Annotated in this window: 10 protein-coding genes; 6 read left to right on the top strand and 4 right to left on the bottom strand. The window is 66.6% G+C overall.

Annotated elements, in window-relative coordinates:
- The first annotated feature begins 219 nt into the window (after window positions 1–219).
- From AC07ZS_RS14195 to AC07ZS_RS14210, 4 genes are read left to right on the top strand one after another with little or no spacing between them, the layout of a single operon-like run.
- Window positions 220–1,002 (top strand): spermine/spermidine synthase domain-containing protein, encoded by a 783-nt coding sequence (locus AC07ZS_RS14195; RefSeq protein WP_494799187.1) that lies wholly within the window; start codon window positions 220–222, stop codon window positions 1,000–1,002.
- A 10-nt stretch (window positions 1,003–1,012) separates the two neighbouring features.
- Window positions 1,013–2,824, top strand: coding sequence for a type IV pilus assembly ATPase TfpB (gene tfpB / locus AC07ZS_RS14200; RefSeq protein ID WP_494799248.1), 1,812 nt, complete (start codon window positions 1,013–1,015; stop codon window positions 2,822–2,824).
- Window positions 2,825–2,849: 25 nt separating this feature from the next.
- Complete coding sequence (locus AC07ZS_RS14205; RefSeq protein ID WP_494799188.1) at window positions 2,850–3,356, top strand: hypothetical protein; 507 nt, start codon at window positions 2,850–2,852, stop codon at window positions 3,354–3,356.
- Window positions 3,357–3,380: 24 nt separating this feature from the next.
- Window positions 3,381–4,943 carry a tripartite tricarboxylate transporter permease gene (locus tag AC07ZS_RS14210; RefSeq protein WP_494799189.1) on the top strand — a complete coding sequence of 521 codons (1,563 nt, stop codon included), beginning with the start codon at window positions 3,381–3,383 and terminating at the stop codon, window positions 4,941–4,943.
- Window positions 4,944–4,991: 48 nt separating this feature from the next.
- Here AC07ZS_RS14210 and AC07ZS_RS14215 read toward each other — a convergent pair whose 3' ends face one another.
- From AC07ZS_RS14215 to AC07ZS_RS14230, 4 genes are read right to left on the bottom strand one after another with little or no spacing between them, the layout of a single operon-like run.
- Window positions 4,992–5,477, bottom strand: a complete 486-nt coding sequence (locus AC07ZS_RS14215) for a DUF6714 family protein (RefSeq protein ID WP_494799190.1) — start codon at window positions 5,475–5,477, stop codon at window positions 4,992–4,994.
- Window positions 5,474–6,271, bottom strand: coding sequence for a hypothetical protein (locus tag AC07ZS_RS14220; protein WP_494799191.1), 798 nt, complete (start codon window positions 6,269–6,271; stop codon window positions 5,474–5,476). Before AC07ZS_RS14220 ends, AC07ZS_RS14215 begins: the two co-directional genes overlap by 4 nt.
- Window positions 6,272–6,769: a DUF6714 family protein gene (locus AC07ZS_RS14225; protein ID WP_494799192.1), complete on the bottom strand. Its 498-nt coding sequence runs from the start codon at window positions 6,767–6,769 to the stop codon at window positions 6,272–6,274.
- Entirely contained in the window at window positions 6,766–9,447 is a 2,682-nt protein-coding gene (locus AC07ZS_RS14230) for a DUF6531 domain-containing protein (protein WP_494799193.1), read from the bottom strand. Before AC07ZS_RS14230 ends, AC07ZS_RS14225 begins: the two co-directional genes overlap by 4 nt.
- A gap of 426 nt (window positions 9,448–9,873) precedes the next feature.
- Here AC07ZS_RS14230 and AC07ZS_RS14235 point away from each other — a divergent pair, with 426 nt between their 5' ends.
- Both AC07ZS_RS14235 and AC07ZS_RS14240 read left to right on the top strand, forming a co-directional pair.
- Complete coding sequence (locus AC07ZS_RS14235) at window positions 9,874–10,812, top strand: DMT family transporter (RefSeq protein WP_494799194.1); 939 nt, start codon at window positions 9,874–9,876, stop codon at window positions 10,810–10,812.
- A 19-nt stretch (window positions 10,813–10,831) separates the two neighbouring features.
- Window positions 10,832–11,629, top strand: coding sequence for an SDR family oxidoreductase (locus tag AC07ZS_RS14240; protein WP_494799195.1), 798 nt, complete (start codon window positions 10,832–10,834; stop codon window positions 11,627–11,629).
- Window positions 11,630–11,645 lie beyond the last annotated feature (16 nt).

The raw sequence follows: 11,645 nt of genomic DNA on the forward strand, positions 1-11,645 counted from the left end.
GGCCGGGGGGCCGACGCAGCGAAGTAAAGGAGGAGACCCGGCGAAGCCGGGTCGGGGGACATGAGCGGAGTCGGCCCCCCGGCCCGAACCGCAGGGAGTCGCCGGAGGAAAACCCCAGCCCGACACAGTGTTCATAATCGTCCTCCCAAGGCCAGACACCCAGATGCAGCACTCCCCCCACCCCTCCGAACATTCCCCGCGTGACAGCGAGGGCAAGGCATGAAGGCCGGCGCCAACGCCGCCGCGCGCGCACGGCGTGCGGTCCAGACCCTGCCGGACGTGACCATCTCCGAAGACAGCGAAGTGCGCTTCCTGCACCTGGGCACCGAATGGATCCAGGGCTCGATGCTGCTGGAGTCGCCGTTCGACATCGAACTCGACTACGTCCAGCGCATGATGGCCTGGCTGCTGTTCGTCGATCCGGACTCGGTGCCCAAACGCCGCGCACTGCAACTGGGCCTGGGCTCCGCCGCGCTCACCAAGTTCTGCTTCAAGAAACTGCGCATGGACACCACCGCCATCGAGATCAATCCCCAGGTGGTCGCGGTGTGTCGGCAATGGTTCAAACTGCCCGCTGACGGGCCGCGCCTGCGCGTGCTGCTCGCCGACGCCGGTGAAGAGATTCGCCGCGCCGACCACACCGGCGCCTACGACGCACTGCAGGTGGACCTCTACGACCACGAAGCCGCCGCGCCCGTGCTCGACAGCCCCGACTTCTACGCCGACTGCCGCACGGTGCTCACCGACGAAGGCTGCCTCACCGTCAACCTCTTCGGCCGCGACGCCAGCTACGAACGCTCGCTGCAGAGCATCTGCGCCGCCTTCGGGTCCGACGCGGTCTGGGCCTTCAAGCCCACGCGCGAAGGCAACACCGTGGTGCTGGCCCAACGCACCGCCGAGCGGCCCACCCGCATGGCCCTGCTGGCGCGCGCGGAAGCGGTGCAGGCCCGCTGGGGTTTACCCGCTGTGAAGTGGCTGCGCCTGTTCAAACCGGTATCCTGATCGACGCATGATGAAGACCTCGACGACGCCACCGCCGCAGATCACCTTCGATGGCCCGCTGGACTGGCGCCGCCTCGTGGGCTGGCTGCGCGAGGACGGCGTGATCTCCGCCGAGGAGGCCGAGCGCACCACCACGCGCTGCGCATCGGCGCACAGCTCGCAGCACCCGCTGCAGCGCCTGGCGGTGGTGGGCATGTCGCGCGCGGCCGACCAGCACGTGCTCGACGTGGAGATGCTCGCGCAATGGCTGGCCAAACGCAGCGGCCTGGAGTACATGCGCATCGACCCGCTCAAGGTCGACGTGGGCAAGGTGGCCGACGTGATGAGCGCCGCCTACGCCGAGCGCCACAAGGTGCTGCCGGTGCTGGTGAGCCCGACCGAGGTCGTGGTGGCCACGGCCGAACCCTTCATCCGCGACTGGGTGCCCGAAGTGGAACGCCAGACGCGGCGCAGCGTGCGGCTGGTGCTCGCCAGCCCGCAATCCATCAAGAGCTTCACCGGCGAGTTCTTCGCGCTGGCCAAGTCGGTGCGCGCGGCCAGCAAGAGCGGCGCGCCGGGCGGCTTCGGCAGCTTCGAGCAGCTGGTGGAGCTGGGCAAGGCCAACAAGCAGCTCGACGCCAACGACCAGGGCGTGGTGCAGGTGGTGGACTGGCTCTGGCAATACGCCTTCGACCAGCGCGCCAGCGACATCCACCTCGAACCCCGGCGCGAGCAGGGCGTGATCCGCTTTCGCATCGACGGCGTGCTGCACCCCGTGTACCAGATGCCCATCGGCGTGATGAATGCCATGACCGCGCGCATCAAGCTGCTGGGCCGCATGGACGTGGTCGAGCGGCGCCGCCCGCAGGACGGCCGCATCAAGACCCTGCGCCCCGGCGTGGGCGGTGCGCGCGGCGACGAGGTGGAGATGCGCCTGTCCACCCTGCCCACCGCCTTCGGCGAAAAGCTGGTCATGCGCATCTTCGACCCCGAGTCCACCGTGAAGGACCTGAGCGCCCTGGGCTTCGCCGCACATGATGCACAGCGCTGGGAAGGCCTCACGCGGCACCCGCACGGCATCGTGCTGGTGACCGGCCCCACCGGCTCGGGCAAGACCACCACGCTGTACGCCACGCTCAAGCGCCTGGCCACGGAAGAGGTGAACGTGAGCACGGTGGAAGACCCGATCGAGATGATCGAGCCGGCCTTCAACCAGACGCAGGTGCTGCCGCACCTGGATCTCGACTTCGCGCAGGGCCTGCGCTCGCTGATGCGGCAGGACCCGGACATCATCATGGTCGGCGAGGTGCGCGACCTGGCCACCGCCGAGATGGCGGTGCAGGCCGCACTCACCGGCCACCTGGTGTTCACCACGCTGCACACCAACGACGCCCCATCGGCCATCATGCGGCTGATGGAGCTGGGCATACCGCCCTACCTCATCAACGCCACCGTGCTGGGCGTGCTCGCCCAGCGACTGGTGCGCACGCTGTGCCCGGCCTGCCGCAAGCCGCAGGACGCGGACGAGACCACCGCCTCGCGGGCGGCCCTGGCCGAGCTGGTGAAGCCCTGGCAGGTCAGCGGCAGCTACCGGCCCTACCAAGCGGTGGGCTGCGTGGACTGCCGCATGACCGGCTTCCGGGGCCGCATGGGCCTGTACGAACTGCTCACCGTCACCGAAGCCTTCAAGGACAAGGTCAGCCGCGAGCCGGTGCTCGACGCCCTGCGCCGGCAGGCTGTGCAGGACGGCATGCGCCCGCTGCGCCTGGCGGGGGCGGCGCGCGTGGCCGAAGGCCTGACCACCATGGACGAGGTGCTGGCCTGCACGCCCCCCGTGCAGTGAGCGGCCCGCGCGGTCACGGCGACCCATGATCAAGAACCTGCAGGACTTTCTGGCCGGCTTGCTGTTCCTGGCCCTGGGCGTGGGCTTCGGCTGGGCGGCCACGCGCCATCCGCTGGGCTCGGCGGCCGACATGGGCTCAGGCTACGTGCCGCTGCTGCTCGGCTTGATGCTCAGCCTGCTGGGCCTGCTCATCCTGTTCAAGGCACTCACCTTCGAGGCCGTGGGCCGCGGGCGTGTGCGCCACTGGGGCTGGGGCCCCTTGCTGCGCGTGCTCGGCGGCCTGTTCTGGCTGGCTTTCTGCAGCGGGCCCGGGCAGTGGCCCTGGGTCGGCGCCTGGTTCGAGGGCTGGCCCACGCTGGGCCTGGCCGCGGGCGTGTCGGGCCTGGTGCTGGCGGTCGTGCCAGGTGAGCCCGGCGGCGCCGGCGGCCGCGCGTGGTGGTGGGCCATCGCGCTGGCGGCGGCGGTGTGTGCCCTGTGGATCGGCCCCCTGGGGCTGGATCTGCCGTTGTGGCCCACGCGCGCCTTGCGCTGAACCCGACGACGAGGGCACACGGGCATGGAATTCTCCTGGTGGGATGCGCTGGCGCAAGGCCTGGCCGCCGTGTGGGGCTGGCAGGCACTGGGCCTGATCGCGCTGGGTGTGCTGGTGGGCAGCGTGTTCGGCGCGCTGCCGGGCCTGGGGCCGGTGGCCGCCATCGCGCTGCTGCTGCCGGCCACGCTGGGCCTGCCTTCGCTGCCCGCGCTGCTGGTGCTGGCGGGCGTCTACTACGGCGCGCAGTACGGTGGCTCGCTGCCGGCCATCGTGCTCGACCAACCCGGCGAGGCCTCGTCGGTGATGACCAGCCACGACGGGCATCCCATGGCCTTGCAGGGCCGCGCCGGTGTGGCGCTTTCCATGGCGACCCTCAGCTCGTTCGCCGCCGGCTGCCTGGCCGTGGCCGTGGTGGTGTTGCTCGCGCCGGCGGTGGTGTCCCTGGGCCTGCAGTTCGGCTCGCCCGAGCGTTTCCTGCTGCTGGTGGTCGGGCTGGTGGGTGCCACGGTGCTGGCATCGGGTTCCTTCCTCAAGGCCCTGGCCATGACGGTGCTGGGCCTGCTGCTGGGTCTGACGGGCTGGGACGGCCACACCGGCTCCGCCCGCTTCGTGCCCGAGGCGCTGGAGCCCTGGATGGGGCGCCACCACGGCCTGACCGACGGCGTGGGGTTCATCGCGCTGGCGCTGGGCTTCTTCGTGGTCGCACCAGTGGCGGCCGAACTGGCGGGGCTCTCTGCCCTCGCACCCGGCGCACCGGCGCGCGAAGCCGCCCCAGGTACCCCGGTCGTTTCGGGCATGGCCACGCGGCCCACGCGCCAGGAACTCAAGGACGCGCTGCCGGCCCTGCTGCGCGGCACCGGCCTGGGGGCCGTGCTCGGCGTGGTGCCGGGCGGCGGTGCGCTGCTGTCTTCGCTGGCGGCCTACCGGCTGGAGGCCGTGGTCTCGCGCCATCGCACGCCCCCGCTGGGCCAGGGCAACCTGCGCGGCGTGGCCGCGCCCGAGGCCGCCAACAACGCGGGCGCACAGACCGCCTACCTGCCCATGCTGGCGCTGGGCCTGCCGCCCAACACGGTGATGGCCCTGCTGCTGGGCGCGCTGGGCCTGCACGCGATCCAGCCGGGCCCGTCGGTCATGGGCACGCAGCCCACACTGTTCTGGGGCCTGCTCGTGTCCATGTGGGTGGGCAACCTGTTCCTGCTGCTGCTCAACCTGCCGCTGGCGCGCTGGTGGGCGCCCGCGCTGCTGGCGGTGCTGCGCCTGCCGCGCCGCGCGCTGCTGACGGCCCTGCTGGTGGCCGCCGGCCTGGGCGCGCTCGCGCTCGGGCCGCATGGCTGGGGGGTGTGGCTGGTCATGGCCCTGGGCCTGCTGGGCTTCGTGCTGCAGCGCCTGGGTTGCGAGGGCGTGGCGCTGTTGCTGGGCTTCGTGCTCGCGCCGGGGCTGGAAGAGCATCTGCGCCGCGCGCTGCAGCTCTCGCGCGGCAACTGGTTCGTGTTCATCGAGCGGCCGGTCTCTGCCTTGCTGCTGATGGCGGCCGTGCTGTTGCTGCTGGTCGTGGTGCTGCAGCCGCGCCGGCGTGCGGTGGACTGAGGGGCCGAAGCGTTGTCTCCTGAGCAGGAACCCAGCGCAGCGGCTCGATCATTGCCGTTTGAACTGTCTCCAGAAGCTGCGCGCGCCCATAGTGCTTGGGAAGTCTGCGCTTCCATCCCAGCTGACTTCCTCTTCAAAGAAGTTCGCAACTGCCTCAAGTTGGGCTGTTGAGTAAGCATTGAACAGGGCGGTCTTGCGCTCCACCATCTCGCCTTGTGCGATGTGCGTTAGCACGGACACTAGATTGCCGCCCAACATTGCTGCATATTCGGTCTCAGCATTTGGTTTTGATCGCGCCTCAGTAGCGATACGCATAAACGCCGGCAAGAAGTACTGAAACGCGTCAGCCGTCAACAGGTATATCGAAGAGGCCCAATCTCCTGGATAGTCTTTGTAGCTATCCCGTGTTACGTCATGAAGGCTTCTTCCAGAATAGAACTCGTCGGCCCGGTCATACTCCCAACCATCGCCAGCCCTTTGCGGATCGATGGGTCGATGGGTGTATGGTCGTGAATCAAACAAGTCGCTGCTCATGGTATGCGGCTGAGTACTGTTTCGCAGTTAGCTATGCCTTCCCATTCCCGTAGGGCTTGATCGCGGTGATTCTTATCCCCGCCAGCGAAGCATATCTTGTTGACCTTGTCGCGGGCTACGCCGCAAGCCCGGAACTTTTCAATTGAGTTGACAATTTGAATTCGAGTCATGTTGCCAGTACAACGCCTCGGTTGGCTGCAGGCGCGATCTACTTCACGTTGTAAATCCCGATGTTTGTTCGGGTCGCAATTTCCCGGCGGAGGCACACACGACTTGGGACTGACCAGGAGCCCTGCTTGATCGTAGGTCGGAGCGGCCGCCGTTGAAGAGGTCTGTGTCTGCCCCGATAGAAGGATGCCCGTCTGCAGAAACCAGTGCGTGGCTGTGAGCGAAGGCGCCATGCCGGGGCTGGCGCCACCTTCGGGCGCCACGCGGGCAGTGTTCTGCCTTTGCGCTTCGCCCACCGCCATGATGCCGAGCACCACGCCCATCGGCACGAGCACGAGCGCCGGGTTGGCGTGGGCGCTGGGCAGCAGCATCTGCGACACGCGGTCTTCCTGCTCCACCAGCCATCGAGCCACGCGGTGCATGAGGCGCTGCGGGTCCAGGCCTTCGGTCTCGTTGCTGGCGATGCGCTCCAGCAGGCCCGAGCTGTCTCGAATCTCGATGAGCTTCTGGGCTGCGTTGTAGCTGTAGCGCACCCAGCGCCCATCGCTGAAGCGGATCTCGTTGATGAGGTTGCGCGCGTCGTAGGCGTAGGTCACGTTGCCTTTGGGCGTGTAGGCCGCGGTCATCTAATCCGAAGAAGGTTTTTTGAATTGATGCCAAAAAAGTTTTAATGCGCGTGTTGCATCATTTTCATCGCCAAAATCCTGGTAGTAGCGATCATTGACTTCCTCAAGGTACTCGGTGATAAATGCGAGTTCATCTGGAGTAAATGTTTTTAGGATCGATAGCAAGCGGTTGTTAAGCGCGCCGGAAGCCATTTCCAGAAAATCGCTAACCACCGTGGCTGTTAGCGTTGGCGTTTCTCCCTGTTCATAGTCTTCAAGAGCAGTTTTCATGAATGCAGGCAGAAAAAATACATAGGCTTCATCATTCAAGAGGCAGGGGGCTATTGACCAATCATTTCGATATTCTTGAGATAGTGTTTGGTAGTTGACATCCTCAGCACGCCTGCCCCGAAAGAACCGTTCCGCCTCGTCGCCTTCCCAGTTGTCACCTATTCTGAATTGCTGCGCTGCAGGCCGATCCATCGGATAGTTGCCGCGCTTAAAGATTTCATAGTTCATGGGAGTTTCGCCAGTATGGATTCACAGTTTGCAATGGCTTTCCAAGCTTTGATGGTTTCATTGCGATGATCGGTGTCACCCCCGGAAAAGCACTTCTTGTTTAACTTGTCACGTGCAGCACCACATGCACGACCATTTTCTATTCTCCCGAGCAATTCACCGCGCGACATTCCAATACGGCACGCTCTAGGTGCTACCTTGCACGATTGATCGACTTGATCTTGTAGCTGCCGGTGTTCACGTGGATCACAATTCCCCGGCGGAGGCACACACGACTTGGGACTGACCAGGAGCCCTGCTTGATCGTAAGTGGGCGCAGGCGCCGTTGAAGAGGTCTGTGTCTGCCCCGATAGAAGGATGCCCGTCTGCAGCAACCAGTGCGTGGCCGTGAGCGAAGGCGCCATGCCGGGGCTGGCGCCCCCTTCGGGCGCCACGCGGGCAGTGTTCTGCCTTTGCGCTTCGCCCACCGCCATGATGCCGAGCACCACGCCCATCGGCACGAGCACGAGCGCCGGGTTGGCGTGGGCGCTGGGCAGCAGCATCTGCGTCACCCGGTCTTCCTGCTCCACCAGCCATCGAGCCACGCGGTGCATGAGGCGCTGCGGGTCCAGGCCTTCGGTCTCGTTGCTGGCGATGCGCTCCAGCAGGCCCGAGCTGTCTCGAATCTCGATGAGCTTCTGGGCTGCGTTGTAGCTGTAGCGCACCCAGCGCCCATCGCTGAAGCGGATCTCGTTGATGAGGTTGCGCGCGTCGTAGGCGTAGGTCACGTTGCCTTTGGGCGTGTAGGCCGCGGTCATCTGGCCTCGGCTGTTGGCGGCAAACGTGGCCTGGGCCCCATTGCTGGCGCTGATGCGGGTGAGTCGGCCCTGCGCGTCGTTGGTGAGCGTGGCGCTCTGGTTGCCCGCCGTCACATCGGTGATCGAGGTCAGATCGCCGGTGGTGTTGTAGGCCAGGTTCCAGCGCTGGGTCTGCGCGCCATTGGTGAGCTCGGTGATGCTGGTGGTGAGGTTGTTGGTGTCGTAGCCGTACTGGGTGGTGGAGAGGGGGCCGCTCAGGGTGGCGTTGAAGCCGGTGGCGCCGGTGGCATCCGTCGTGGCGCTGGTGCTGACGGCGGTGATACCGCTGGCGCTGTAGGTGTACGCGGTGTTGAGCAGGGGCTCGGTGATGCGCGTGGGCAGGTTCCAGGTGGTGTGCCATTGGGTGGTGGTCACCGCGGTGGCGTTGCTCAGGGCCGGCCGGGCGAGCGCAGCCGAGAAGCTGGGTGGGAACGTGGCGCGCTGGGTTTCCTGGCCCAGGGTGTTGTAGGTGTAGAAGACGACCGAGCCGTCATGGGCCAGCTCACGGGTCTTGAGGCCGGCGGCGTTGTACTGGGTGGCCTGCACGGTGGCGCTGCAAGTGGGGCAGGGGGCGGACACGCCTGCCGGGCGCAGCATCTGGTTCAGGCTCACGAAGCTGTGGGTGCGCGAGGTGGGGGTGCCGGCGCTGAAGTTGGTGACCTGGGTCTGGGGCTGGCCTGTGGCGCTCGTGCTGTAGTTGAACTGCAGGCGGTCCACACCGCCAGCGCGCTGGGTTTCTGCCGCGCGGCCTTGTGCGTCGTAGGTGTAGGTGCTGATGCGTTGGCCGGTTTCGTCGGTGAGGCCGGTGAGCGAGTTCGGGAAGCGGCGGTCTTCGTAGTGGTAGCGGCGAACATTGCCGTCGGGCCAGGTGGTGGTGAGCAGGTTGCCCAGGCCGTCGTAGCCGTAGGTGGTCACGTCGCCGCCCGGGGCCGTCATGGTGGTGAGCTGGCCTGCCGTGTTGTAGTTGAACGTGAGCCGACGGCCGGAACGGTTGGTGACGGAGGCCAGTTGCGACAGGCTGTTGTACTGAAGGTTGGTGGCCCCTCCATGGCGTGGCACGTGTGCCAGCAGCTTGCCCGTGGCATCGAAGTGCCAGGTGCTGTCGTCGTCCGCTCGTTTGTAGCTTGCCGCGGTGGCCGAGGTGATCAGGGTATCGGCGCCACTGGTGGCCTTCCAGCCTGCGGGGGATTGATTCCAGATGAAAGCGCGAACGCTGCCGTCGCCGAAAAGAATGGCGGCCGTGCGCGAGGCGCTGCCTGGATCGCCATACATCTTGAGCGACGTGGCGTAGTTGTGCGACCAGGTAGCGCCTTTGCCTGCAGGCGCGGCCTGGGTGGCCGCACCCAGGATGCGGTTGCTCCGGAAGCTGCGCACGAAGCTCAGCGCCTGCGTGCCGGCGCCCTTGTAGTCGCTCTGGGACTGGACGATTTCACCGCTGGCAGGCACCACGAAGTAGCCTTCAGGGTTGTCGCCGGGTGTCGCGCCGGCGGTGCAGGACTCGGGTTCCGGTGGGGTGGCGGCGATCGTGCAACCATTCTGAGTGGCATTCTCGACATGGGGCGCTGTGCAGGTGCAGAGCGACCCATTCTGCGTGGCGCCGAGGGGGCAGCCATAGATGGGTTTTACCGGGGCGTAGTTGGCCTGTGAAAAGTGATGAATGGTGCCAATGTGGGTCCCACTTTGCATGCCCAGCACCATGCAGGCGATGTAGATGGTGTTTTCATTGATCACTTCGCCTGAGTGGTAGCTGGTGCCGCGTGGGGCGTTGGCGACGTAGTGGGCGAACTCTGCATCACAGGCCGCTTTCCGGGTGGGGAAGACGCCCAGATATTTCTCATCCATGTACCAGCCGCTGCACGGTGCTTTGGTGCAGGCCCCTGCGTTCTGCTGTGTGATGGGAAAAGCGGCTTGCGCCGTGTGAGGGAAGCCCAGCAGCAAGGCAACGAACAACGCAAAAACAAAAAGCCATGGCATCCGAATGCGGCGGCTGGGGTGCCCTGCTGGCGTGGATACGGTCATCCTCGAATCCTCCTGTGATGCGTCGCTACAAGTTGTTTTTGAGCGCGACGGCGCTCCAGCGAACGGTCTGACTGGGCAGACACGAACGAAGTGCATGCATGTGGGTTTGAGTTCGCTTGCCGGCGCCCTGAAATGCGCGTTCCAGGGTTTGCCCCGAGACGCTGGCGTTGGGCCTGCCGCTGCCTGCCATCGCCAAAGACGAAGCCCCGTGCGCCACGGGCCCTTCGCACCGCCCGGATAATCGGCCGGATGCCCGCCGCGCCTTCCGCTCCCTCTCACTCACCCCATTTCGCCACCGGCCTGCTGCTCGCCAGCGCGGGCTCCATTGCGTTCAGCGGCAAGGCCATCATCGTCAAGCTGGCCTATCGCCATGGGGTCGATGCGGTCACGCTGATCATGTACCGCATGCTGTTCGCGCTGCCGCTGTTCCTGGCGCTGGCGTGGTGGGCCAGCCACCGGCCCGGCGGGGAGAAGCCGGCGCCGCTCACGCGGCGCGACTGGCTGGGCGTGTTCGGCCTGGGCTTCACCGGTTATTACCTCGCGAGCTTTCTGGACTTCTGGGGCCTGCAGTACATCAGCGCGAGCCTGGAGCGCCTGATCCTCTACCTCAACCCCACGCTGGTGTTGCTGCTGGGCTGGGTGATCTACAAGCGGCGCGTCACCGGCCTGCAGGCCATCGCCATGGTGGTGAGCTATGCCGGCGTGGTGCTGGTGTTCGGCCATGAAGCCGGCTTCCAGGGCCCCAATGCCTTGCTGGGCACGGTGCTGGTGTTCGCCAGCGCCGTGAGCTACGCGATCTACCTCGTGTACAGCGGTGAGCTCGTCAAGCGGCTGGGCTCCATGCGCCTGGTGGGCCTGGCCACCAGCGTGGCCTGCGTGCTGTGCCTGCTGCAGTTCGTGCTGCTGCGGCCCATGAGCGCGGCGGCCGTGGCGCCGGAGGTGATCTGGCTCTCGCTGCTCAACGCCACGCTGTGCACCTTCGCGCCGGTCGTGATGGTGATGATGGCGATCGAGCGCATCGGCGCCGGCCTGGCCGCGCAGACCGGGATGATCGGCCCCATGTCCACCATCGTGATGGGCGTGCTGATCCTGGACGAACCTTTCAACCGCTGGATCGTCGCGGGCACGGTGCTCGTGCTCGGCGGCGTGTTTCTGGTGACGCGCTTCGGTTCGTCATCAAAAAAATAACTTCTTTCTGGAGATTCACATGGATTTGGGCATCAAGGGCAAATGGGCGCTGGTGTGTGGCGCGAGCAAGGGCCTGGGGCTGGGCTGCGCGCAGGCGCTTGCGGCCGAGGGCGTCAACGTGGTGTTGGTGGCGCGCGGCGCGGCCGACCTCGACGCGGCGGTGGGCGCGCTGCGCGCTGCGGCGCCCGGCGTGAGCGTGCTGGGCGTGGCGGCCGACATCACCACGCCCGATGGCCGCGCGGCCGCGCTGTCGGTGGCGGGCGGGCCGGGCAAGGCCTTCGACATTCTGGTCAACAACGCGGGCGGCCCGCCGCCGGGCGATTTCCGCTCGTGGGAGCGCGACGACTGGATCCAGGCGCTGGACGCCAACATGCTCACGCCGATCGAGCTCATCAAGGCCGTGGTGGACGGCATGGCGCAACGCGGCTTCGGCCGCATCGTCAACATCACCTCGGGCGCGGTGAAGGCACCCATCGGTATCCTGGGCCTGTCCAACGGCGCGCGCAGCGGCCTCACCGGCTTCGTGGCCGGCGCGGCGCGCAGCCCGCTGGCCGCGCAGGGCGTGACCATCAACAACCTGTTGCCGGGCGCCTTCGAGACCGACCGGCTCAAGACCACCATGGCCGGTGCCGCGAGCAAGGCGGGCCAGCCGCTGGACGCGGTGATGGACGCGCGCCGCAGCACCATCCCGGCCAAGCGGTTCGGCCAACCGCAGGAGTTCGGTGCGATCTGCGCCTTCCTGTGCAGCGTGCAGGCGGGTTACATGACGGGCCAGAACGTGCTGGCCGACGGCGGGGCCTACCCAGGCACCTTCTGAGCCCGTTCGGCGCCTT

The organism is Hydrogenophaga sp. GW456-12-10-14-TSB4 (assembly GCF_059424305.1).

Excerpts from the sequence above, each read along its gene's own strand:
- AC07ZS_RS14215 (WP_494799190.1), bottom strand. The coding sequence starts at position 5,477 with ATGAGCAGCGACTTGTTTGATTCACGACCATACACCCATCGACCCATC.
- tfpB (WP_494799248.1), top strand. The coding sequence starts at position 1,013 with ATGAAGACCTCGACGACGCCACCGCCGCAGATCACCTTCGATGGCCCG.
- AC07ZS_RS14205 (WP_494799188.1), top strand. The coding sequence starts at position 2,850 with ATGATCAAGAACCTGCAGGACTTTCTGGCCGGCTTGCTGTTCCTGGCC.
- AC07ZS_RS14195 (WP_494799187.1), top strand. The coding sequence starts at position 220 with ATGAAGGCCGGCGCCAACGCCGCCGCGCGCGCACGGCGTGCGGTCCAG.
- AC07ZS_RS14225 (WP_494799192.1), bottom strand. The coding sequence starts at position 6,769 with ATGAACTATGAAATCTTTAAGCGCGGCAACTATCCGATGGATCGGCCT.
- AC07ZS_RS14230 (WP_494799193.1), bottom strand. The coding sequence starts at position 9,447 with ATGGATGAGAAATATCTGGGCGTCTTCCCCACCCGGAAAGCGGCCTGT.
- AC07ZS_RS14220 (WP_494799191.1), bottom strand. The coding sequence starts at position 6,271 with ATGACCGCGGCCTACACGCCCAAAGGCAACGTGACCTACGCCTACGAC.
- AC07ZS_RS14235 (WP_494799194.1), top strand. The coding sequence starts at position 9,874 with ATGCCCGCCGCGCCTTCCGCTCCCTCTCACTCACCCCATTTCGCCACC.
- AC07ZS_RS14210 (WP_494799189.1), top strand. The coding sequence starts at position 3,381 with ATGGAATTCTCCTGGTGGGATGCGCTGGCGCAAGGCCTGGCCGCCGTG.
- AC07ZS_RS14240 (WP_494799195.1), top strand. The coding sequence starts at position 10,832 with ATGGATTTGGGCATCAAGGGCAAATGGGCGCTGGTGTGTGGCGCGAGC.